The organism is Planococcus plakortidis, from assembly GCF_001687605.2.
GTDB classification, from domain to species: domain Bacteria; phylum Bacillota; class Bacilli; order Bacillales_A; family Planococcaceae; genus Planococcus; species Planococcus plakortidis.
Genome location: NZ_CP016539.2, coordinates 1482575 through 1504233, shown reverse-complemented (window position 1 = coordinate 1504233; position 21659 = coordinate 1482575). Strand labels below are relative to the sequence as shown.

24 protein-coding genes are annotated in these 21659 nt (G+C 51.0%); 3 read left to right on the top strand and 21 right to left on the bottom strand.

Annotated elements, in window-relative coordinates; all coding sequences use genetic code 11:
* Window positions 1-5 precede the first annotated feature (5 nt).
* The 7 genes from prmA to lepA all read right to left on the bottom strand — a co-directional run bounded on the left by prmA (window position 6) and on the right by lepA (window position 8921).
* Complete coding sequence (gene prmA, locus BBI15_RS07615) at window positions 6-947, bottom strand: 50S ribosomal protein L11 methyltransferase (protein WP_068869015.1); 942 nt, start codon at window positions 945-947, stop codon at window positions 6-8.
* 94 nt (window positions 948-1041) lie between these two features.
* On the bottom strand, window positions 1042-2160 hold the full coding sequence (dnaJ, locus tag BBI15_RS07610; protein WP_068869014.1) for a molecular chaperone DnaJ: 1119 nt from the start codon (window positions 2158-2160) through the stop codon (window positions 1042-1044).
* Between the two features lie 116 nt (window positions 2161-2276).
* Window positions 2277-4106 carry a molecular chaperone DnaK gene (dnaK, locus tag BBI15_RS07605; protein WP_068869013.1) on the bottom strand — a complete coding sequence of 610 codons (1830 nt, stop codon included), beginning with the start codon at window positions 4104-4106 and terminating at the stop codon, window positions 2277-2279.
* Between the two features lie 39 nt (window positions 4107-4145).
* The gene (grpE, locus tag BBI15_RS07600) at window positions 4146-4751 is read right to left on the bottom strand and encodes a nucleotide exchange factor GrpE (RefSeq protein ID WP_068869012.1); all 606 of its coding nucleotides are present in this window, start codon (window positions 4749-4751) and stop codon (window positions 4146-4148) included.
* A 19-nt stretch (window positions 4752-4770) separates the two neighbouring features.
* Window positions 4771-5802: a heat-inducible transcriptional repressor HrcA gene (gene hrcA / locus BBI15_RS07595; protein ID WP_068869011.1), complete on the bottom strand. Its 1032-nt coding sequence runs from the start codon at window positions 5800-5802 to the stop codon at window positions 4771-4773.
* Window positions 5803-5893: 91 nt separating this feature from the next.
* A complete protein-coding gene (gene hemW, locus BBI15_RS07590; RefSeq protein WP_068869010.1) occupies window positions 5894-7033 on the bottom strand; it encodes a radical SAM family heme chaperone HemW in 1140 nt (379 codons plus the stop codon).
* Window positions 7034-7091: 58 nt separating this feature from the next.
* Window positions 7092-8921 carry a translation elongation factor 4 gene (lepA, locus tag BBI15_RS07585; RefSeq protein ID WP_068869009.1) on the bottom strand — a complete coding sequence of 610 codons (1830 nt, stop codon included), beginning with the start codon at window positions 8919-8921 and terminating at the stop codon, window positions 7092-7094.
* 215 nt (window positions 8922-9136) lie between these two features.
* Here lepA and rpsT point away from each other — a divergent pair, with 215 nt between their 5' ends.
* Window positions 9137-9385, top strand: coding sequence for a 30S ribosomal protein S20 (gene rpsT, locus BBI15_RS07580; protein WP_068869008.1), 249 nt, complete (start codon window positions 9137-9139; stop codon window positions 9383-9385).
* 105 nt (window positions 9386-9490) lie between these two features.
* On the opposite strand, the gene holA is transcribed toward rpsT, so the two are convergent.
* Window positions 9491-10525, bottom strand: coding sequence for a DNA polymerase III subunit delta (holA, locus tag BBI15_RS07575; RefSeq protein WP_068869007.1), 1035 nt, complete (start codon window positions 10523-10525; stop codon window positions 9491-9493).
* 178 nt (window positions 10526-10703) lie between these two features.
* Between holA and BBI15_RS16250 the strand changes: the two genes are divergently transcribed.
* Window positions 10704-10838: a YqzM family protein gene (locus tag BBI15_RS16250; RefSeq protein ID WP_006828710.1), complete on the top strand. Its 135-nt coding sequence runs from the start codon at window positions 10704-10706 to the stop codon at window positions 10836-10838.
* A 34-nt stretch (window positions 10839-10872) separates the two neighbouring features.
* Here the strand turns inward: BBI15_RS16250 and BBI15_RS07570 are convergent, their stop codons facing one another.
* From BBI15_RS07570 to BBI15_RS07515, 12 genes are all read right to left on the bottom strand, one after another.
* Window positions 10873-13038, bottom strand: a complete 2166-nt coding sequence (locus BBI15_RS07570) for a DNA internalization-related competence protein ComEC/Rec2 (RefSeq protein ID WP_237150922.1) — start codon at window positions 13036-13038, stop codon at window positions 10873-10875.
* Between the two features lie 104 nt (window positions 13039-13142).
* Window positions 13143-13715, bottom strand: a complete 573-nt coding sequence (locus tag BBI15_RS07565; protein WP_068869005.1) for a ComE operon protein 2 — start codon at window positions 13713-13715, stop codon at window positions 13143-13145.
* A 71-nt stretch (window positions 13716-13786) separates the two neighbouring features.
* Window positions 13787-14389: a helix-hairpin-helix domain-containing protein gene (locus BBI15_RS07560; protein WP_068869004.1), complete on the bottom strand. Its 603-nt coding sequence runs from the start codon at window positions 14387-14389 to the stop codon at window positions 13787-13789.
* Window positions 14390-14524: 135 nt separating this feature from the next.
* A complete protein-coding gene (locus tag BBI15_RS07555) occupies window positions 14525-15247 on the bottom strand; it encodes a class I SAM-dependent DNA methyltransferase (protein WP_068869003.1) in 723 nt (240 codons plus the stop codon).
* Window positions 15244-15582, bottom strand: coding sequence for a ribosome silencing factor (rsfS, locus tag BBI15_RS07550; RefSeq protein WP_068869002.1), 339 nt, complete (start codon window positions 15580-15582; stop codon window positions 15244-15246). The genes BBI15_RS07555 and rsfS overlap by 4 nt, the downstream gene beginning before the upstream one ends.
* The gene (gene yqeK, locus BBI15_RS07545) at window positions 15575-16153 is read right to left on the bottom strand and encodes a bis(5'-nucleosyl)-tetraphosphatase (symmetrical) YqeK (protein WP_068869001.1); all 579 of its coding nucleotides are present in this window, start codon (window positions 16151-16153) and stop codon (window positions 15575-15577) included. The genes rsfS and yqeK overlap by 8 nt, the downstream gene beginning before the upstream one ends.
* Window positions 16107-16715: a nicotinate-nucleotide adenylyltransferase gene (locus BBI15_RS07540; protein ID WP_084632786.1), complete on the bottom strand. Its 609-nt coding sequence runs from the start codon at window positions 16713-16715 to the stop codon at window positions 16107-16109. The genes yqeK and BBI15_RS07540 overlap by 47 nt, the downstream gene beginning before the upstream one ends.
* Window positions 16712-17002, bottom strand: a complete 291-nt coding sequence (gene yhbY / locus BBI15_RS07535; protein WP_068869000.1) for a ribosome assembly RNA-binding protein YhbY — start codon at window positions 17000-17002, stop codon at window positions 16712-16714. Before yhbY ends, BBI15_RS07540 begins: the two co-directional genes overlap by 4 nt.
* Window positions 16989-17813: a shikimate dehydrogenase gene (gene aroE / locus BBI15_RS07530; RefSeq protein WP_068868999.1), complete on the bottom strand. Its 825-nt coding sequence runs from the start codon at window positions 17811-17813 to the stop codon at window positions 16989-16991. The genes yhbY and aroE overlap by 14 nt, the downstream gene beginning before the upstream one ends.
* A 13-nt stretch (window positions 17814-17826) precedes the next feature.
* A complete protein-coding gene (gene yqeH / locus BBI15_RS07525) occupies window positions 17827-18930 on the bottom strand; it encodes a ribosome biogenesis GTPase YqeH (protein ID WP_068868998.1) in 1104 nt (367 codons plus the stop codon).
* Window positions 18927-19457 carry a YqeG family HAD IIIA-type phosphatase gene (locus BBI15_RS07520; RefSeq protein ID WP_418312495.1) on the bottom strand — a complete coding sequence of 177 codons (531 nt, stop codon included), beginning with the start codon at window positions 19455-19457 and terminating at the stop codon, window positions 18927-18929. Before BBI15_RS07520 ends, yqeH begins: the two co-directional genes overlap by 4 nt.
* Before the next feature lie 30 nt (window positions 19458-19487).
* Entirely contained in the window at window positions 19488-20261 is a 774-nt protein-coding gene (locus tag BBI15_RS07515) for a phosphatidylserine decarboxylase (protein ID WP_068868996.1), read from the bottom strand.
* A gap of 89 nt (window positions 20262-20350) precedes the next feature.
* Here BBI15_RS07515 and pssA point away from each other — a divergent pair, with 89 nt between their 5' ends.
* Entirely contained in the window at window positions 20351-20890 is a 540-nt protein-coding gene (gene pssA / locus BBI15_RS07510; RefSeq protein ID WP_068868995.1) for a CDP-diacylglycerol--serine O-phosphatidyltransferase, read from the top strand.
* A 56-nt stretch (window positions 20891-20946) separates the two neighbouring features.
* Here the strand turns inward: pssA and mtnN are convergent, their stop codons facing one another.
* The gene (mtnN, locus tag BBI15_RS07505; protein ID WP_068868994.1) at window positions 20947-21651 is read right to left on the bottom strand and encodes a 5'-methylthioadenosine/S-adenosylhomocysteine nucleosidase; all 705 of its coding nucleotides are present in this window, start codon (window positions 21649-21651) and stop codon (window positions 20947-20949) included.
* Window positions 21652-21659 lie beyond the last annotated feature (8 nt).

The window sequence follows — 21659 nt, the reverse complement described above, 5'->3', positions numbered from 1 at the left end:
CCCCGTTATAGCGGTTTTTTTGAAATGATCGTTACCCAATCTTCCATCATCATGATGTCTTCTATGACAAACCCTGAAGCTTCGAGCGCTTGCTTCACATCATTTTTCTTCTGGACGATTATGCCTGAAGTGATGTACATACCGCCTGGCTTGACTGCGTGGTACGCATCATCTGTAAACGACATGATGATTTCAGCGAGGATATTTGCCACGACCACGTCGGCCGGGTCATCGATCGCATCCAGCAAATTGCCGTGGAATACATGGACACGGTCTTGCACTTTGTTCAATTTGACATTCAGCCCAGCGGCTTTCACGGCGATTTCATCGAGGTCCAGCGCCCTCACCGGCCCTGCTTCAAGCAATGCGGCGCCGATGGCCAGCACTCCCGAACCGGTCCCGACATCAATCACTGTATCGCCCTTCTTCACATGCTTTTCAAGTGCCTGCAGGCTCATGACGGTCGTCGGATGCGTGCCCGTCCCGAATGCCATGCCCGGATCGAGTTCGATGATCAGTTCATCGCTTGAAACGGGATGATAGGTTTCCCATGTCGGCACGATCGTGAACCTCTTGGAAATTTTTACCGGATGGTAATACTTCTTCCAGGACGTCGCCCAGTCTTCTTCATTAACTTCGCTGATCGTGACGACATTGCGCCCAACATTGATATTGAATTCCGCAAGGTTGTTGATGGCCAGCTTGATGCCTTCCACGGCTTCCCCGAGAAAGCTATTGACCGGCAGATAGGCTTTCAGGATGACGCCTTCTGTCGGGAAATCCTCCGGGTCGAGTGAATAGATTTCGCCGAACACATCTTCCCGGTCTTTCGTCAAATCATCGGAATCCTCGATGACGACCCCGCTTGCCCCTGCTTCATGCAGGATATTGGAGATTGATTCAATCGCTTCGTTCGTTGTATGAATCGACAGCTCAGACCATTTCACTTTCGACCAGCTCCTTTATCGAACAATTATGTAACAGACAGAAAACTCCCTATTGCACGGGAGTTTTCCATTTGTCCAAGGCTCTATCTGCCTATTAATCACCTTTGATGGTTCTTTTGATCTTGTCGAACAATGAACTGCTTTGCTCTTCCGGGATATCTCCGGAAATTTCGGCAAACTCGCGCAGCAACTGCTTCTGTTTTTCGTTCAGTTTCGTCGGCACTTTCACTTTGATCGTGATGTGCTGATCGCCTACGCCATATCCATGGACATTTTGCACGCCTTTTCCGCGCAGGCGGAAACGCGCCCCGTTTTGCGTTCCGGCTGGAATCTTCAGCTTGACTTTACCGGAAACCGTCGGGACTTCAATTTCATCCCCGAGGGCCGCTTGCGGGTAAGTGATCGGCAATTCCAGATGGATGTCATCGCCGTCACGTTCGAATTGCTTATGTGGCTTGACGCGGAACAGTACATAAAGATCGCCGGCAGGGCCCCCGTTGAAGCCCGGGCCGCCTTGTCCGGAAACGCGCAATTGCTGCCCGTCATCGACGCCCGCTGGTACTGTGACTTTGATTTTCTTCATTTTTCTTACTTTGCCTGCACCGCGGCATGTCGTGCATTTTTCTTCGATGATCTGGCCGGTGCCTTCGCAGTGATGGCAGGCGCGGCGGTTGACCATGCGGCCGAATGGCGTATCTTGCGCGACATTCAACTGGCCGGTACCTTCACAATACGGGCACGTCTTCTTGCTCGTTCCGGGCTTCGCTCCTGAACCGTCGCAAGTTTCGCATGTTTCGTCTTTCGGGATTTCAATTTCCGTCTCCTGGCCGAATACGGCATCCAGAAAATCGATGGTCATCGAATATTGAAGATCATCGCCTTTTCGAGGGGCATTCGGGTCGCGGCGGCGCGTGCCCCCGCCAAAGAAGGTACTGAAAATATCATCAAAGCCGAAGCCTTCCGCACCGCCAAAGCCTCCTCCAAATCCTTGGTTCGGATCCTGGTGGCCGAATTGGTCATATTGTGCGCGTTTTTGGTCATCGCTCAACACTTCATAGGCTTCCTTGACTTCCTGGAATTTTTCAGAAGCATCGGCTTCCTTATTGATGTCCGGGTGATATTTTTTGGAAAGCTTCCGGTAGGCTTTCTTGATTTCCTCTTTCGAAGCATCCTTGGAAACGCCAAGGACTTCATAATAATCTCGCTTGTTCATAGGTCACTCTCCCTCTTGCAGTCAACTGTAATTGTACACGGTTTAAATTGCGCTTGCAAAGACATTGAAAAAGCCAAAGCAGTTGCTTTGCTTTGACTTTTCCGGCCTTGCATATCTTACTTGTCTTTGTCGTCGTTCACTTCTTCGAAGTCGGCATCGACAACTCCGTCATCGTTTCCTTGCTGTGCTTCGCCTTCAGCGCCTTGCTGGTTCTGCGCTGCTTGCTCGTAAGCTTTCATGGCGAAACCTTGGAGAAGCTCCTGCAGTTTATCTTTCTTCGTGCGGATATCTTCGATGTCCGTGCCTTCTAGCGCTGTTTTCAGTTCATCGCGCGCGGCTTCAGCTTGTTTCTTCTCATCTTCAGAAACGGCTTCGCCAAGGTCTTCGATCGTTTTATCTGTTGTAAATACTGCCTGGTCCGCTTCGTTGCGAAGCTCGACTTCTTCTTTGCGCTTCGCATCCGCTTCCGCATTTTCTTCCGCTTCTTTTACCATGCGGTCGATTTCATCGTCCGTAAGCGTCGTGCTGGACTGGATCGTGATCGTTTGTTCTTTTTGCGTGCCAAGGTCCTTCGCTTTTACGCTGACGATACCGTTCTTATCGATGTCGAAGCTGACTTCGATTTGCGGTACGCCGCGCGGTGCTGGCGGGATATCCGCCAATTGGAAGCGTCCGAGCGTTTTGTTGTCGGCTGCCATCGGGCGTTCACCTTGCAGGACGTGAATATCGACTGCCGGCTGGTTATCCGCTGCAGTAGAGAATGTTTGGGATTTAGATGTCGGGATCGTCGTGTTGCGTTCGATTAATTTCGTGAACACGCCGCCCATTGTTTCGATACCAAGAGATAGTGGTGTAACGTCAAGCAATACTACGTCTTGTACGTCGCCAGTCAATACGCCGCCTTGAACAGCTGCGCCCATTGCGACAACTTCGTCCGGGTTAACGCCTTTATGCGGGTCTTTGCCTGTTTCTTTTTTGACAGCCTCTTGGACAGCCGGGATACGTGTAGATCCACCGACCAGGATGACGCGGTCAAGTTCTGATGCGGAAACGCCTGCATCTTTCAAGGCTTGGCGAGTCGGCCCCATCGTGCGTTCGACTAGAGAAGACGTCAACTCGTCGAATTTCGCGCGGGACAGGCTCATTTCCATGTGGAGCGGGCCTGCTTCACCGGCTGTGATGAATGGCAACGAGATTTGAGTGGTCGTTACGCCTGACAAATCTTTCTTCGCTTTTTCCGCTGCATCTTTCAGGCGCTGTGTCGCCATTTTGTCTTTCGACAAGTCGATGCCATTTTCTTTCTTGAATTCCTGTACCAGGTAGTCGATGATCAGCTTATCGAAATCATCGCCGCCCAGGCGGTTGTCGCCGGCAGTCGATTTTACTTCGAACACGCCGTCGCCAAGTTCTAGGATGGATACGTCGAATGTACCGCCGCCAAGGTCATAGACCAAGACTGTTTCGTCTTTTTCCATTTTATCGAGACCGTAGGCAAGAGCTGCCGCTGTCGGCTCGTTGATGATGCGTTCCACTTCGAGGCCTGCGATGCGGCCAGCGTCTTTAGTCGCTTGGCGTTCGGCATCGTTGAAGTATGCCGGTACCGTGATGACAGCTTTTGTTACTTTCTCGCCAAGATAGTCTTCCGCATAGCCCTTGATGTATTGAAGGATCATCGCTGAAACTTCCTGAGGCGTGTATTCTTTGCCTTCAGCCGTCACTTTTTCCTGTGTGCCCATCAAGCGTTTGACGGATTGGATCGTGTTCGGGTTCGTGATGGATTGGCGTTTCGCTACTTCACCGACTTGACGTTCGCCGTTTTTGAACGATACGACGGATGGTGTCGTGCGGTTGCCTTCCGGGTTCGGGATGATTTTCGGCTCGCCGCCTTCTAGGACTGCGACTGCTGAGTTTGTTGTACCTAAGTCAATTCCGATAATTTTGCTCATTTAAAATTCCTCCATTAACATTAGATTCTTGAATTTCAGTTATTCGTTCACTTTGACCATTGCCGGGCGCAGCACTCTGCCATTCAGGGTATACCCTTTCTGAAGCTCCTGTAACACCGTTCCCGGTTCACTGTCAGGGTCGTTTTCCTGGATGACCGCCTGGTGGACATGAGGATCGAACGGTTCACCGACCGCCTTTACCTCTTCCAAACCTTCGGCTGTCACAGCATCGACCAAGGATTTCTTGACCATTTCGAGGCCCTTCAAGAGTGAAGCGGATTCTTCACTTTTCGCTTCAACAGCGAGCGCGCGGTCGAAATTATCCAAGACCGGCAAGAGATCCGTCAATAATGATTGCGAACGGAAAGCCCTTGCCAATTCCTGATCTTTTTTCGTGCGGCGCTTGAAGTTGTCATAATCTGCCAATAGGCGCAAGTATTTATTCTGCTCTTCTTCAAGCTGGGCTTGAAGCTCGGCCGTTTCATCCACAGGTTCTTCAGCTTGTGCCTGTTCAGCCGATTCGACAGTTCCCGGCTCGGTCCCTTCGGTGGTTGCCGCTGTTTCTTCAACAGCTTCCTGCGCCTCGGTTTGCGCCTTTTCCTGCTCTAGGTCTTGTTGTTTGATCGTTTCTTTTTCATTCGACAAAATATGTGCCTCCTTTGGTTCACTTTCCTTGAAACAGCCGTGTCAGCTCTTTCGACAAATCGCCGCTCACATAATCCAGCAGCGAGACGATTCGGCGGTAATCCATTCTTTTCGGCCCGACAATTGCGATGGAGCCCATCTGCTCATCTCCGATATCATAGGATACCGTGATGACCGAGCAATCTTCCATGGCCGCCAGCGCATTCTCCGAGCCGATGCGGATTTGGAGCCCTTGAGCGCCGATCGGCAGGATCTCAGGAATGTGCTTCCCTTCTTCCATCACGTCCATCAATTCACGGATTTTTTGGATATCGTGGAAATCAGGCTGCTTCAAAATGTTCAGCTTGCCTCCATAATACACATTATCTGCGCGCGGAAGCAGCAATGCCTGCTGGAACGTACGGAACAATTCCCCGTAGCGCTCGATGTGCTGGCGCAAGAGAACGAGCGTTTCCTGCTCGAGGCGTTTGTGCAAATCGTGCAGCGAGACGCCGATGAGCCGCTCGTTCAAGATATTGACCATCTTTTCGATGTCGGATGGGTCCAGATCCGGCGGGATGGAGAATACCCGATTTTCTACATGGCCCGAGTCGGTGACGATGATTGCCACCGCCATTCCCGGGGACAGGGGCACGATCGACAATTTCTTGACGACGTGTTTGCGGATATCCGGCCCGAGCAGAATCGACGTATAATTCGTCAATTCGGACAGGATGCCAGCCGAACGTTTGATGATTTCCTCGGTTTCGGTCACCTTTTCCTCGAAAACCGAACGAAGCTGGACAATGTCCTGTTGCGGCACAGGATTCGGCGTCAGCAAATGGTCCACATAATAGCGGTAGCCTTTTTGAGACGGAATCCGCCCCGAGGATGTGTGAGTCTTTTCGAGGTAGCCCTGGCCTTCGAGCTCAGCCAATTCATTGCGAATGGTCGCCGAACTGGAAGTGATGCCCGGCTTTTTAGCTAGTTGGTTCGATCCTACCGGCTGCGCTGATTGGATGTAATCATCGACTGTCACTTTCAAAATGAGCAGCTGCCGTTCTGTTAACATGATCATCACCTCTGTTAGCACTCTATGAGTTCGAGTGCTAAGACTACACTAAAATTACCAAATCTTTTTTTGCTTGTCAACGGATGCGCTCCTACGAAAGCAAAAATTGCTCGAAAACTTCATTGCCGACGAATCGGCCTTTATGCGTCAATTTGACACGGCCCTGTTCGACCGCCAAATTGCCTTTCGCCTTTTCGTTCCGGAGAATCTCGCCATACACTTTTTCCAGCGGGGCGCCAAATTTCTCTTGAAAATGGGCGATGTCGACACCTGTCGTTTTGCGAAGGCCGAGGAACATTTCTTCTTCCATCTTCGCCTTGATGCTCACTTGTGTCGAATCAAGCACCGGCCGTTCCCCCGATTCCAATGGCTCCATGTATTTTTTCAATGGGCCGTGATTGGAATAGCGCACGCCGTTTACGTAGCCGTGAGCGCCGGCGCCGACGCCAATGTATTCTTCATTATCCCAGTACAACAGATTGTGGCGGGATTCATGGCCAGGCTTCGCGAAATTGGAGATTTCATATTGATGCAAGCCCTGCTTTGCCATTTCATCCATGAGGCGCTCGTACATATCGCCTTCGAGGTCTTCCGTCACCGTATTGAGCTTACCCTTGACCATCAAATTATAAAACACCGTTTTCGGTTCGATGATCAGTGAGTAGGCCGAGAAATGCGGCATGTCGAATGCGAATGCGCGCTCGAGCGTTTCGTCCCATTGCGCCATCGTCTGTCCCGGGAGCCCGTACATCAAGTCAAAACTGATATTACTAAAGCCGATTTCCCGGGCAGTTTCCACGGCGCGCAAGACATCCTCATTGGCATGCGTGCGGCCGAGCCGCTTCAACAAATCCTGGTCGAAGGTCTGGACGCCCATGCTGAGCCGGTTGACGCCGCCTTTATATAACACTTCCATCTTGTCGCGCGTCAATTCATCCGGATTCGCCTCTGAACTCCATTCCACATTTTTGGCCATCGGAACGTATTGGTGGATTAACTCTAGCAAACGTTCCAATTGTACGGGCGTCAAGGCTGTCGGTGTCCCACCGCCGAGAAAGACCGTCTTAAGCGGCTCCTCCAGCGCGCCCTCTTGCTTCCACAGCGCCAGTTCCTTGCCAATCGATTCGATGTAGGCATCCACCGGTTGGTCTTTGAAAAACACTTTATTGAAATCGCAGTAAAAACAAATCTGGTGGCAGAACGGGATATGGATATACATGCCTTTTACCATAAGAAATCCTTCTTTCTAATAAGAAAAGGAGGCAGAATAACCGCCTCCTTTTTTTCGTTTATTTGGATTGGTCATCCATTTTGAGAACAGCCATGAACGCTTCTTGAGGGACTTCCACGGAACCGACTTGCTTCATCCGCTTTTTCCCTTCCTTCTGTTTGTCGAGAAGTTTGCGCTTACGGGAAATATCGCCGCCGTAGCATTTCGCGAGGACGTTTTTCCGGATGGCGCTGATGGTTTGGCGGGCCACGATCTTCTGGCCGATTGCCGCCTGGATCGGGACTTCGAACTGTTGGCGCGGAATCAATGTCTTCAATTTGTCGACAATGACTTTCCCGCGTTCGTAGGCAAAATCCTTATGGACGATAAAGCTCAAGGCGTCGACTTTCTCCGAATTCAGGAGAATGTCCATTTTCACCAGTTTGGAGTCCTTGTAGCCGATCAATTCATAATCGAACGAGGCATATCCTTTGGTCCCTGATTTCAATTGGTCGAAGAAATCGTAGACGATCTCGGCGAGCGGCAATTCATAAATGATGCTGACGCGTGAGTTGTCGAGATAATCCATGGTCATGAAGTTGCCGCGCTTCTGTTGGCAAATCTCCATGACGGCGCCAACGAAATCGTTCGGGACCATGACAGTCGCTTTGACATATGGCTCTTCGACGTATTCGATCTTTTGCGGGTCCGGCATCATCGCCGGGTTGTCGATATTCAAGACTTCCCCGTCCGTCATGTGGACGTGGTAGATAACGCTCGGTGCCGTCGTGATCAAGTCGATATTGAATTCACGTTCGATCCGTTCCTGGATGATCTCCATATGCAAGAGGCCAAGGAATCCGCAGCGATAGCCGAAGCCGAGCGCTTGAGAGGATTCAGGCTCGAATTGCAAGGCAGCATCGTTCAATTCCAGTTTTTCGAGCGCTTCGCGCAAATCGTTGTATTTCGATGTATCGATCGGATACATCCCGCAGTAGACCATCGGGTTCAAGCGGCGATAACCCGGCAGTGCTTCTTCAGCCGGATTGTCGGCAAGGGTGATGGTATCACCGACACGTGAATCCGCGACGTTTTTGATGGAAGCTGTCAGGAATCCGACATCGCCGACGGTCAATTCGTCGCGCAATGTCACTTTCGGCGTGAAGACGCCGGCTTCGACGACATCGAATTCCTTGCCGCTTGCCATCATCTTGATCTTGTCGCCCGGCTTCACGGTACCTTCCATGATCCGGATATATGCCACGACGCCGCGGTACGGGTCGTACAAGGAATCGAAGATCATCGCCTTGAGCGGTGCGGACGGGTCCCCGGATGGCGGCGGGACTTTTTCGACTACCTGCTCGAGGATCTCTTCGATGCCGATCCCCGCTTTGGCGGAAGCAAGCACGGCTTCGGACGCATCTAATCCGATGACATCCTCGACTTCCTGGCGCACGCGCTCAGGGTCTGCTGCTGGCAAATCGATTTTATTGATGACCGGAAGAATCTCGAGATCGTTATCGAGCGCCAAATAGACATTGGCGAGGGTTTGTGCTTCTATTCCTTGCGCTGCATCGACGACGAGCACAGCGCCTTCACACGCAGCCAGGCTTCTTGATACTTCGTACGTGAAATCGACATGGCCCGGCGTGTCGATCAAGTGCATGATGTATGTTTCCCCGTCTTTTGCTGTATAGTTGAGCTGGACGGCATTCAATTTGATGGTGATTCCCCGCTCACGCTCCAAATCCATGGAGTCGAGCAATTGGGATTTCATTTCGCGTGCTGTCAGTGCATTGGTTCTTTCCAAAATGCGGTCGGCCAGCGTCGATTTCCCATGATCGATGTGTGCGATGATGGAAAAGTTGCGGATCTTCTGTTGTCTCGCTAATCTCTGTTCTTGGTCCATTTTCTTCACTCCCATATAAACTACTTTGAATTATAGCAGTCAAGCGGGTATTGGGCAATGAATGACCGCATAAAGCTTCAACTGTCAAGGCAAACTTCTTTGCACGTAACTATTGCATTCGGCCAGCCGATTTGATAAAATAACTTTTGTTGTATAGAGACATTGAAGAGCAAAGGCTGATGCCCGCCGCTCAAATTGTCTAGGAGGTGAAAGATATGCCAAACATTAAATCTGCAATCAAACGTGTTCGCACGAACGATACGAAAAATGCTCAGAACTCATCTGTTAAATCTGCTATGCGTTCTTCTGTGAAAAAGGCTGAGCAAGCTGTAGCCAACAATGAAGAAAACAAAGGGGATTCCCTTAAAGCAGCAATCAAACAAGTTGAGAAAGCAGCTTCTAAAGGTTTGATCCACAAAAACACTGCTGCCCGTAGAAAATCAAGCCTCATGAAAAAAGCGTAAAACGCATCAAAAAGCCGGCCCATCAATGGGCCGGCTTTTTTCTTTGCAACAATAGAAAAAGCGCTGTCCGTTTTGGCAGACAGCGCTTTATGGGTCGTTCCATTTTCAGGATGTTCGCTTTTGATGTCCCGCGCGCTTCATGAGGAAGAATTCCAGCACGCGTTCCCGGTTTCCGGAAACGGTCTTCAATTGCAGATCGATGTCCGCTAAATCGCCGAGCACTTGAAGCAAGCGCGCTTCCGAAATTTGCCGGCGCTTTTCCACCAATAATTTGACGCGGTAAGGGTGTGCTTTCAGCTGCTTGGAAATTTGCTGTGCATGATAGCCTTTTTTCTGCAAGTAATAGACATGCACCATGAAGCGGATCTGGGAGGCGAGCAGCGCGGCGAGCGCGACCGGCTCTTCCTTTTGGCGCAGCAAGTCGTAATAGACACTGAGCGCTGTCTGGACATCGCCGTCGAGATAAGCCTGCAACATCTTGAAAGCATCCTGCTCTAATGTGCGGGCAGTCATGTCTTCGATGAGGGCCTGTGTGATGTCCTCTTCTTCCGAGCCGAGGTATAAGGACATCTTCTCGATTTCCGACGCAAGCAAAGTCAAATTGGTCCCGGCCATTTCGATGAGCTTTTGCGCACTTTGCCGCTCAAGCGTCTTGCCGTGGGATTTCGCCTCATGCGCGATCCAGCTTTCCAATTCATGCGGCTGCAGCGATTTCGCTTCGATGAGCACGACATTCTTTTTCATCAGCTTGACGATTTTCTTGCGTTCATCCAATTTTTCATATGGCGCCACGAAAATCGTCACACTCGTCGCGGGGGGATTCTCGAGCCACGCTTCCAAGGACTTGAGATCATGGTTGATTTTCTCTTTGCCGCGTTCCGCCGCTTTCAAGAACGAAGCATTGCGCGCAACGATCAATTTCCGGTCGCTGAAAAACGGGATCGTATCCGCTTCTTCAAGCACATGGCTAACAGGCACTTCATCCAAGTCGAAAGTGGAGACATCCGTTTCCCCGGCTTCGGCCATTTGCGCTTTCAGCAATTCAATCGTCTTCGTGATGAAATAACTTTCCGTCCCGACGATCAAATAAACCGGATCGATTTTATCCGCGCGTATCGACTTCCAGATTGATGTAATCATTCGTTTCACTCCCTCTGCCTTTTACTATACCGGATTTTAGCTGCCCGGTCTGCCTCATGGTGCAAGTCCGCTTTTGACAGTTATGTGACGTCGGCCAAAATCGGCTGACATTGTTGAGTTCGATATGGATTTTTCATTATCGTTCCCTTATAATAAAATCAACTAGGAGGGATTTTCAATGAATGAATTTGAACAGAACGTTCAGTCCAAACGCAACGATGCCATCGATGCAGGGATGGGCTTCGTCGTTTCCTTTGGTTTCTTTGCACTAATTTTCATCATCGCTGGCGTTGTGCAATTCGCAGCCCGCTGATACCCAAAAAGCCCTGGCCGATGCCAGGGCTTTTTTATTTTCGGCTGGATTCGACGTAAACCTTTCCGCTTTCAACAGTCATGCGGATGGTTCCTTTTTCTGCTGTCGACAGCAATGGCAAGCCCAATGCGCGAAAACGCTCGGTCACTTCAGGGCTCGGATGCCCATAGCGGTTATCGGCCCCGGCCGAAACAATGGACATTTCCGGCCGCAGCGCTTCCAGGAAAAATTGCGAACTCGACGTCTTGCTGCCATGGTGCCCAACTTTCAGCACCGTTATGCCGGCTAGTTGTTGACCGTACCGCTCGATCACCCCGGACTCGCCTTCATTTTCCAGATCTCCTGTAAAGAGGAATCGCTGGCCTTGATGGTCCATCAGCAACACCAATGAATCATCATTGCCTTCATACACTTCATCCTCAGGGGATAAATAGTGGAAACGCGTATTGCCGGCAAGCCAGCGCGCACCGCTCTTCGGCGTCTCCACTCCCACTTCTTTCGCAGACGCTGAAAGTTCTGCCATCAAAGCAGCCGTTTCAGATCCAGGCGTAATATGCAAGTGCTCGACATCCAATTCCTCAAACACTTCATCCGCCCCTTCTGCATGGTCCGAATCCGGGTGGCTCAAAATCAAAAGATCCACATCGGAAATGCCGCGCCCTTTCAAATACGGCACCACCGTTTGCCGCCCCACTTCAAACGGCCTGCCGCTTTCCTGAAATGCCTCCCCTTCAAAACGCAACACTCCCCCGGTATCGATCAAATAGACCGCCTGACGGTAAGGAAGTTCGATCAGCGTGCTGTCGCCCTGTCCCACATCGATAAAACTGACATGCAGCCCAGGGTCCAAATATGACTTTGCCGTCAACAATAATGCCGGAACCAACAGGATAAACAATAAACGGAAACGGAAGCGCTTTTCGGCCTGGACAAAGAATAGCAGCACGCTGGCAGCCATGAACACTATCCAAGCGGCAGTCGGCCTGCCCGGCGTCCAAACTTGATGCGGCAAACCCGCCAAAGACATAGTCACACCGCCAATCCAGCTGCGAAACGGTTCATAAATCATAAAAAGGAGGGCATCGATGCCCAGCGGCAAGAAGGTCGCAGCCAAAAGGATGAAATTCGCAGGCAGAATCACCAGCGTAAACATAGGCACATAGACGGCATTCACCAAAAAGGCAGATAAGGAAATTTCATAAAAATGGAACAGCAAGAGAGGATATAGGCAGAGCTGGGAAACTGCGGTGACAATCAAGCCGCTTTTCAGAAAAGAAGCCCCTTCCATCAATTTCAGTGACGCGATAATCGCGAAACTCGCCCCGTACGATAATTGAAAGCCGATATCTTGTAAGAGGCCAGGATCCACCCATAAGAACAGGATGAAACTCACTGACAATGCCTGAAGTGCGGATACGTGGAGACCGAACAGCTTTGCCGCCAGCACGAAAGCTACCATGGCACATGCCCGCATGACCGACGGGGCGGCCCCTGCCAATACGGAATATAATGGCAGTAACATGAGCAATAGCACTGTCGCCGTTCCTTTCCGGACACGCAAGCGCAGCAACACAAAATAGACTATGCCCGTAACGATGCCGACATGGAGCCCCGATATGGCAAAAAGATGGGTGATGCCGAGCGTCCGCTGGATCCTCGCCTGCTCCGTATCCATGCCACTGCGGTCACCGAGCAAAAGCGCCTGGGCTTCTGCTGCCAAAGATTCCGGGAAAGACGATTCGATATGTTCGATCAAGTCACTGCGCTGCCGAGCCAAACGGGCACGAAGCCCCGTTCCAGAGACTGCCGCCTCGAGCGTCTTGATCTCAAGCATGCCTGAAGCGTTGTGTCGCTTCAGGTAGCCCGCCATATCAAACGCATATGGATGGGCAGGCTGTTTCGGTTCTGCATATTCACCTTCTACCTGAAGCGTCATAGCAGGGCCCAATTGCAGCAATCGCCGCTGTTCTTCAATCGAACGGATTCGATAGCTCGCATAAATGACTTGGCCAAAACGGTCAGTCGCAAATCCTGACAAGCGGTCGCCGTCGATTGTCCTTTCACCGAAAACAAGTTCTCCTTGAAAACTTCCAGTTAGCACTGGCCCTTCCACCAGACGGGCATCCATATTAATGAAAGAAACCAATGACACCGCGAAAACAATCAGCAGCCAAATACCGGATTCTTTCCGGTAGATCATCCAACAAAAAAGCAGCACCATGAGCAAAAGCTTATCAGCTGAGCCATGTGCTGCTTGTGCGGCAATTGCCGTCGCAATTGCTGCATAGAGAAATAACGCTTCGGTTAAACGAGAAGTTCTCCGAATAATTCCTTCACCCGTTCTTTATAATGGGACAATTCTTCTTCGCTCGCCCCTTTTGCGCCAAGCTTTTCAATCAATTCCATATAAAGTGCCGTTTTCTCGACGCTGAGGAAATCGATGGTGCGTTCATCGAACATCACTTGGATCACTTCAACATTTGCCTGTTCCAGCAGTTCGATCGCGTATTCGTGATTTTTATAATCCGCTGCGTAGTAAAGGCGTGAAATGCCGGCCTGGATAATGGATTTCGTGCATTGGAGGCAAGGGAAATGGCTGACATACATATCGGCGCCGCTGACGCTGACCCCATACTTCGCGCATTGCAACAGCGCATTCATTTCCGCATGGATGGTCCGTACACAATGGTTATCGACAACATAGCAGCCTTTATCGATGCAATGGTCCCCACCGGAAATCGAGCCGTTATACCCCCCGGCCATGATGCGCCGGTCGCGTACGATCGTCGCCCCGACGGCCAGCCGCGTGCAAGTGCTTCTTAGCGCTAAAAGATGGCTTTGAGCCATAAAAAATTGATCCCACGTTATTCGCTTCATCTGATTGCCTCCTGCTGTTTCGTTAAATCAAGTGTAGCAGAGGCAGTTGTTTCGTCAAGGGCCGTCCGTCCTCATCTAACCCGGATCAGCTCTTGCAATTGTTCAAAACTCTTTTCACCGATCCCTGTTACATCCATCAATTGCTCGATGTTTTTGAAAGGGCCGTTCTCAGTCCGGTGCGCCACGATGGCTGCCGCTTTGGCCGGCCCGATTCCAGGAAGTTCGGTCAGCTCCTCTTCGGTTGCCGAATTCAAGTTGATGAGCCCGGGCGCAGCACTGCCGCCTAGCATTAATGCTGCCTGTGCCACGCTTTCCTCGCCTAGTGTTGGCACATAAACCGATGATTCGTCCAGCACGATGACAGCCAAGTTAATCGAGCGGCTGTCCGCTTCCGGCAACAAGCCGCCGGCAGCTTCGATAGCATCGTTGATACGTGAACCGGCAGGCAATTCATAAAGGCCGGCATTTTTGACAGCCCCTTTCACATCGATCATGACGTTTTCCGGTATCGCTGTATCGGTTTCCGGTGGCGGAATTTGTTCGGTGGGTTCGGGAGTGAGTTCGCCGAGGCGTGTAGCCTCAGGAGGGTCGCGCAGGAGAAAGAAATAGAGAAGTGCCAAAACCGCGGCGATCGGCACGACGATGCGGGCGTATTTGGCAAGTTGCGGAGACATATTCAGTGGGCATCCCCCGTTTCCGCAGGAAGCAAACAGCTGAAGCTGTCTGAATTATATAATAACGGACGGGCAGAAGTCCATCTTTCCATGAAAAAACCCGCATATCGAAATATGCGGGGGTGGTGTTATTGATTATTTTTTCGCACGGAAAAAGATCCGTTCGCTTTCGTCGTTTGGTGCATCGGCTGTAAAATCAGCAGTTACTGATTCCACCGTGAATCCGGCTTCCGTAAGCCATTCCTTATAAACCTCAATCGGGTAAGTCCGTTGTTCATGCGTTTCTTCAAAACGCTCGAACATCCAGCCCTCACGCACGAAAAAAGTCAAATCGTGGATGACGCTGTGAGGCGCCGATCCTTTTTCCGTGTGCCACATATAAGCAAGATCTTCTCCGTCATAAACGAACGGGCTGTGCATAAAGATCTCATCGACTTTAAACACTGAATGGACATCGAAGAAAAAATACCCGCCAGGCTTCAATGCCGCATAAACTTGTCCGAAGGTGTCCTTGACCTGCTCTTCTTTCGCTAAGTAATTCAACGAATCAATCGCGATCGTCACAGCATCGAAGCCTTCTAATCCTTCGAGGTTGTCCATGGACAATTGAAGCACCGGAATCTCCAGCCCTGATTCTTTAAAGCGATTCTGCGCAACTGTGAGCATATCAGCGGATAAATCACTTGCCGTCACATCATAGCCGAGTTCAGCCATCAATTCAGACAGCACGCCGGTTCCGCACGCAAGATCGAGTACAGACCCGGAGCGCATCGTTTCAGCAATCCATTCCACGTATTGTTCGTATGGAATATCTTCCATCAAATCGTCATAAACCGCTGCAAACCGCCCGTAGTTCATACTTCGAGCTGCGGAGCGTCGCGCCATAGACGCTCTAGGTTGTAATACGAGCGCTCATCGCGATGGAAGATATGCGCCACGACATCGCCAAGGTCGACCAGGACCCAGCGCGCGGCGTCAAAGCCTTCGACACTTTTCACTTCATAGCCGGCTTCTCCAGCCTTATCCATCAATTCACGGGCGATCGACTGGACTTGACGGTCCGAGTTCGCGCTGCAGATGAGGAAGTAATCCGCCAACAGCGAAATCCCTTCCATGTTCAATACAACGATGTCTTCTGCTTTTTTATCCTCTGCGGCTTTGTACGCCACTTGCAATAATGTATCTTTAGTCATTCTTCACGTTCCCTTTCTGTTGCTCGAAATGCTCCAGGCATTTCAAGGAATCCGGATAAACCGGCTGATTTTTTGATGCGAGAAATTCGATCGATTGCCGGATCGATGCTTCCATCAAGCGGTCGAGGCCGTCATTTTTCATGGCTCTCAACCGGTCGACTCCCGGGAACTGGCGGCTCGGTTCGATCATATCTGCAGTATAGATGATTTTCTCGAGATCGGACATGCCGGCGCGCCCTGTCGTATGGTAACGGATCGCGTCGAGGATGCCTGCATCTTCGACACCGAATTCGTAGGAAGCCAGGTAAGCACCGACCGGGGCATGCCATAACTCATGATGATAGTCGAGCAGTAAAGGGTCCATCTTTTGCTTTTCGATGATGCCGCGCATCCATTCACGGTCCGCGAATTTCGCCACGTCATGCAGAATCGCCGCAATACGCGCTTGATCTTCCGGCACCCCATATTGCTTGGCCAATGCCACCGCCGTATTCATCACGCCCAGTACATGCTTAAAACGCTTTTCAGGAAGGCGTTCCTTCACTTTTTGGAGCATCAGGCTCGGGTCCATATAATCGCTCCTTCCGGATGAAAGTTTCCACTTGTTCAGGTACGAAGAAAGTCAATGGCCGGCCCGCCAATACGCGCTCCCGCAGCATCGTCGACGACAGATGCATTTCTGGGGAATCGATCATCAAGACAGGGTAATCCGTTTCAGCTTTATAGCCCGGCCGGCCGATGCCGACAAACTGGACCAATTCGGCCAGCTCGCCGATGCGATGCCATGTATGCAAACTTTCGACCATGTCCCCGCCGATGATGAAATAAAATTCGCATCCCGGTTCGCGGTCGGTCAATTTGGCCATCGTCTCAAATGTATACGAGACACCGCCGTTCGACACTTCAATGTCTTCCAGGCGGAAATGGTCATGCCCGTCTATGGCAAGGTGCGTCATCATGACACGCGTTTTTGTATCGATGCCGCTCGATTCCTTATGGGGGGCGATCGCGTTCGGCATGAAACGCACTTCATCCAGGCCCAATGCGTAATAGGCTTCATTCGCCATGATCAAATGGCCGAAATGCGGCGGGTTGAACGTGCCGCCGAGAATACCGATCTTGCGTTTTTTCACGGAAGCTCAATCCGTTTATTGTTGACGGACGCTTTATACAATACGACGGTATGGCCGATCAACTGCACCAATTCCGATTTCGTTCCCTCCGCCAAATGTTGCGCCACTTCGTGCTTGCCATCTTCGTTGTTCTGCAGGATGCTGACTTTTACGAGTTCACGCTTTTCAAGGGCTTCCCCGATTTGCACGAGCATCGCTTCATTGACGCCACCTTTTCCGACCTGGAAAATCGGGTCCAAATGATGCGCTTCACTTCTTAAAAAACGTTTCTGTTTACCTGTTAACATAATTGCCTCCTAGTTTTTCCGTTATCAATTGAATCATTTCTTCTGTATCCGGACGGATGCCTGTCCATTTCTCGAACGCGATGGCGCCCTGGTTGACGAACATGCCGACACCGTTCAGCACGAGGCAGCCTTTCGCTTTCGCCTCTTTCAAAAACGGTGTTTCGAGCGGGTTGTAGATGATATCCGCCACGACCGAACCGCTTCCGAGATGCGTCAAGGACAGCGGCAAGGCTTCTTCTGTCAAACCGACCGAAGTGGTCTGGACAATCGTAGCGAATTCGCTTAAATGCGCCTCTGCATCGGCCATTACGATCGCCTTGCTGCCGGTTTCATCCGCCAGTTCCTGCGCCCTGCGGAAAGTGCGGTTGGTGATGGTGATGTCCGTAAAGCCGGCACGCGAGAGCGCGAAAACGATGCCCCGCGCCGCCCCTCCTGCACCGATGACCAGCAACGCGCGGTCTTTGTCGACGGGATAACTTAAGAGCGAACGGACAAACCCATCGCCATCTGTATTGAACCCTCTATAACGCCCATTTTCCAAAGCGACGGTATTGACCGCATTCATGATGCGCGCCGTTTCATCCAGTTCGTCCAAAAGCGGGATCGCCGCCTGTTTATGCGGCAAGGTGATATTGAATCCGCTGGCCCCGAGCAACTTCATCGACCGAAGCGCCTGTTCGAGCTGTTTCGGCTCGACGTGCACCGGAATATAGGAAGCATCGATGCCATGCTTTTCAAACCAATGATCGTGCATATAAGGCGATAGTGAATGGGAGATCGGGTCTCCGATGACCGCATACCATTTCTTCATTGAGAAAAACCTCCTATATGAGCGATGGGCGGACGATGACTTCTACCCCTTTTGGCGCGTGGGCAGCGACCGTCACGTCATCGTGCTGGACCGTAATCCAGCCGAGCCCGGAAAAGACGATATCCGTCTTACCTTCTTTGATGCGGAATTCATGACGCACCAGTTCAGGGAAATCTTCCTTATATTCAGCGGATGGCGGGGCAAGCATGCCGCCCAGATGCTGTTCATATAAGTCATCTGCGTTTTCCAGTTTGGTCCGGTGGATATTCAAGGAATTTGCAGCATGCACCGTGAACGATGAACGTTTTCCGCTGATGAAATCAAAACGCGCCAAGCCGCCGATGAACAAAGTCTGTTCAGGGTTCAATTGGAACACGCGCGGCTTGATCTCTTTTTTCGGCATGATCGCCTTGAGATCTTCAGTATGCAGGTGATGCGCCAACTGATGGTGGTTGATGATGCCTGGGGTGTCGAATAACGAACGCTCATCGTCAAGCGGGATGCCGATCATATCAAGCGTAGTTCCCGGGAAATGGGACGTCGTGATGACATCGCCTTCTCCCGTCGCCTGCTTGATGACCCGGTTGATGAAGGTCGATTTTCCGACATTCGTACAGCCGACCACGTAAACGTCGCCGCCATCGCGGTATTGTTCGATCGCGTCCATCGCTTCTGCGACGCCCGTCCCTTTATGGGCGGAGACAGCCAGGATATCAATCGGGTTCAAGCCCAATTTACGCGACTCCTGTTTCATCCAATTGATCAATTTTTTCTCTTTGACCGATTTCGGAAGTAAATCCGCTTTATTGGCGATGAGCAAAATCTGATTGTTTCCGACAAAGCGGTGCAGCCCCGGCAGCCAACTGCCGTTGAAGTCGAAAATATCGACGATTTTCACGATCAGCCCTTTACGTTCCCCAAGGCCGTTCAAAATGCGCAGGAAATCATCGTCCGTCAAGGACACCGGCTGCAATTCATTGTAGTTTTTCAAGCGGAAGCAGCGCTGGCAGATGATTTCCTCTTTATCGAGTGAAGACGGCGGCGCATAGCCGATATCGTCTTTCCGCTCTGTCTGGATCTGTACACCGCAACCGATGCAATATGGCATTTCTGTCAATTTTCTTCCTCCCACATCAATTGTCCTTTATCTTTCAATCGTTTCATGATCCGGCGCTCTACCATGCGGTTGAAACGCGTAAAGAAGCCGTCCGATTGCGCGACCGGCAACACCAGGATCGTATGGAGCTTATTGCGGTTGCCGCCGAAAATATCGGTCAGCATCTGGTCGCCGATGACGACGACTTGTTCCCGTTTGACGCTCATGATCTTCAAAGCTTTCCGGAAAGCTTTGCCCATCGGCTTTCTTGCCTGGTGGATAAACGGGATGCCGAGAGGGTCAGCGAATGATTTGACGCGCATCTCGTTATTATTGGAAACGATGACTACCTGGATGCCCGCATCTTTCATCGATTTCAGCCATTCGATCAGGCGCGGCGTCGCTTCAGGGCGGTCCCATTCGACCAATGTATTGTCGAGGTCGGTGATGATCCCGAGCACCCCTTTTTCTTTTAATGACTCTGGCGTAATGTCAAACACTTCTTTAACGTACTGCCTTGGAATAAAATATCGATACACACATAACAACTCCTGTTTCTAGGGACTTAAGTCCATTGATTATACCATATATGCAAGGGGTTCTCCCACCTTGATCCGGTCGCCGTCATGGATTTTCGCATCGAATTGCAGATGTCCGCTTTCAAAGAATAACGCGACCGTTGAACCGAAGCTGAAATGAGCGACTTCCCCGCCTTTTTTCCAAACCTTCCCGAACTCCGTCAATTCGATGGAGTTGACATACATCGCCCCGACTTTCACGACCAATACTTGACCATGAGGGGTTTTCAGTTCAGTGATGAGACGGCGGTTGCCGCTGATCGGCGATTTCCCGTACGTCAGGCCAAGCCGATTGACCGGATAGGATTTGTCGCCAAGCATATATTGCTTCAAGACTTCACCGTCTGCCGGGCTATGGATGCGGTGATAGTCTGCAGGGGATAGATAGAGAATTGCGTACTGGCCATTTGCATAGCGCTCAGCCATCTGTTCGCTGCCGAGCAGTTCAGCGAGAGAATAACCGATGCCTTTGACTTGAAACCGGCTGCCTTCCTGGATTGCGCCATGGACCTCGACACGCCCGTCGACCGGGGAGACCAAATCGGCACCGGCAACCGGCCGAGTACCAGCTTTCAGGCTGCGCGTAAAGAAGTCGTGCAAGCTTGTGTATCTGCCGCTCGGGCGGTCGACGTCGCCGAGATCGATTTTATAGGCATTGATGAATCCGGGGATTGCTTTTCGGCTGATGGCTGATTGGGCAAAGCGTTTCAACGCAGCAGAACTTGTTTTTCCGTTGCCCAATTCGATCATCGATTGATACATCCATCTTTTCATGCTTGCACCTCCGTCGTTAAAATAGTCTACCATTTTTTGTCGTTTCACAGTATAATTGTCGAAAGCATATCGAAAAAGGAGCGCTTGCATTGATATTGATCGACAAAATGGATTACACCATCAAACGGCTGAAAAGCCAGGCAGCCAACACTTTGACAATCGGCAATATGGTGTTCGGCGGCGCCTCATTGATGGCGACTTTGAACGGATACTATAGCTACAGTGTGCTCTTTATATTCATTGCTGCATTTTTGGATCGTTTTGACGGCATGGTCGCGAGAAAATACAATCAGGAATCCGAACTCGGCAAACAACTGGATTCCATGGGAGATATCATTTCGTTCGGCGTGGCACCGGCATTGCTGATCCATCAGCTCGCTTTGCAGGATTTCGGATTGGCCGGCATGGTATTCACCGTTATCTACATTTCGTGCGGCGCATTCCGCTTGGCACGCTTCAATATTACCGAATCGAATGGCTATTTCACCGGCTTGCCGATCACCGCAGCCGGAACTGTGCTAACTTTGTCATATTTCGGGTTCGGCTATTGGTCGCCTGCTGTCTATATGTTCATCCTGTTGATTTCTTCATTTTTGATGATCAGCACATTTTCATTGAGGAAATTATAAAAGCTGAGGGCTTGATGCCCTCAGCTTTTTGCTTGTTTTGGGATGTAGTTTCAATATTATACGCGCTGGAGCATTTTTTCGATGACGCGCAGGACGATTTCCGTCGAATGCTTGGCGGCAACCGGGAGGAACTCATCGAATGATACCGAAGATTCCTTGCCGGCGATATCCGATAGGGCGCGGATGACGACAAAGGCCGTATCGTATTGGAAACAAACCTGGGCCACCGCCGCCGCTTCCATTTCCGCTGCCTTGATTTCCGGGAATTGCCGTTTTACCAATGCCACGCGCGCGGGATCGCTCATGAATGAATCCCCTGTTGCGATAAGCCCGACTGCATGCTGATGTTCACCGATCTCATCGACCGCTTGGACGGCAAGTTCGATCAATTCCTTGTTCGCCGTGTAGGCGGCCGGCATTTGCGGCACTTGCCCGAGTTCGTAGCCGAAGACGGTCGCATCTACATCGTGGTGGCGCACTTCACCGGAAATGACCACCGCGCCGACTTCCAGCTCTTCGTCAAAGCCGCCGGCAGAACCGATATTCAAGACGAGGTCCGGTTTGTACTCTTGCATCAGGATCGTGGTCGTCATCGCCGCATTGACTTTGCCGATGCCACTTTTCAACAGGATCAATTCCTGCCCTTTGTATGTACCTGTAGTGAATTCGCTATTGGCGATTTCACGGACGGAAATATTCGCTAATTGATTGCGCAACAGTTCAACTTCCTCTTCCATTGCGCCGATTACACCGATTCTCATTGTATCCG

What these genes read in the sequence shown, in the direction of transcription:
- mtnN (WP_068868994.1), bottom strand. Translation starts at nt 21,651, where the DNA reads ATGAGAATCGGTGTAATCGGCGCAATGGAAGAGGAAGTTGAACTGTTG.
- rpsT (WP_068869008.1), top strand. Translation starts at nt 9,137, where the DNA reads ATGCCAAACATTAAATCTGCAATCAAACGTGTTCGCACGAACGATACG.
- BBI15_RS16250 (WP_006828710.1), top strand. Translation starts at nt 10,704, where the DNA reads ATGAATGAATTTGAACAGAACGTTCAGTCCAAACGCAACGATGCCATC.
- hemW (WP_068869010.1), bottom strand. Translation starts at nt 7,033, where the DNA reads ATGGTAAAAGGCATGTATATCCATATCCCGTTCTGCCACCAGATTTGT.
- BBI15_RS07555 (WP_068869003.1), bottom strand. Translation starts at nt 15,247, where the DNA reads ATGAACTACGGGCGGTTTGCAGCGGTTTATGACGATTTGATGGAAGAT.
- holA (WP_068869007.1), bottom strand. Translation starts at nt 10,525, where the DNA reads ATGATTACATCAATCTGGAAGTCGATACGCGCGGATAAAATCGATCCG.
- BBI15_RS07515 (WP_068868996.1), bottom strand. Translation starts at nt 20,261, where the DNA reads ATGAAAAGATGGATGTATCAATCGATGATCGAATTGGGCAACGGAAAA.
- rsfS (WP_068869002.1), bottom strand. Translation starts at nt 15,582, where the DNA reads ATGACTAAAGATACATTATTGCAAGTGGCGTACAAAGCCGCAGAGGAT.
- dnaJ (WP_068869014.1), bottom strand. Translation starts at nt 2,160, where the DNA reads ATGAACAAGCGAGATTATTATGAAGTCCTTGGCGTTTCCAAGGATGCT.
- dnaK (WP_068869013.1), bottom strand. Translation starts at nt 4,106, where the DNA reads ATGAGCAAAATTATCGGAATTGACTTAGGTACAACAAACTCAGCAGTC.
- yqeK (WP_068869001.1), bottom strand. Translation starts at nt 16,153, where the DNA reads ATGGACCCGAGCCTGATGCTCCAAAAAGTGAAGGAACGCCTTCCTGAA.
- BBI15_RS07570 (WP_237150922.1), bottom strand. Translation starts at nt 13,038, where the DNA reads ATGATCTACCGGAAAGAATCCGGTATTTGGCTGCTGATTGTTTTCGCG.
- aroE (WP_068868999.1), bottom strand. Translation starts at nt 17,813, where the DNA reads ATGAAGAAATGGTATGCGGTCATCGGAGACCCGATCTCCCATTCACTA.
- BBI15_RS07565 (WP_068869005.1), bottom strand. Translation starts at nt 13,715, where the DNA reads ATGAAGCGAATAACGTGGGATCAATTTTTTATGGCTCAAAGCCATCTT.
- BBI15_RS07560 (WP_068869004.1), bottom strand. Translation starts at nt 14,389, where the DNA reads ATGTCTCCGCAACTTGCCAAATACGCCCGCATCGTCGTGCCGATCGCC.
- yhbY (WP_068869000.1), bottom strand. Translation starts at nt 17,002, where the DNA reads ATGTTAACAGGTAAACAGAAACGTTTTTTAAGAAGTGAAGCGCATCAT.
- lepA (WP_068869009.1), bottom strand. Translation starts at nt 8,921, where the DNA reads ATGGACCAAGAACAGAGATTAGCGAGACAACAGAAGATCCGCAACTTT.
- hrcA (WP_068869011.1), bottom strand. Translation starts at nt 5,802, where the DNA reads ATGTTAACAGAACGGCAGCTGCTCATTTTGAAAGTGACAGTCGATGAT.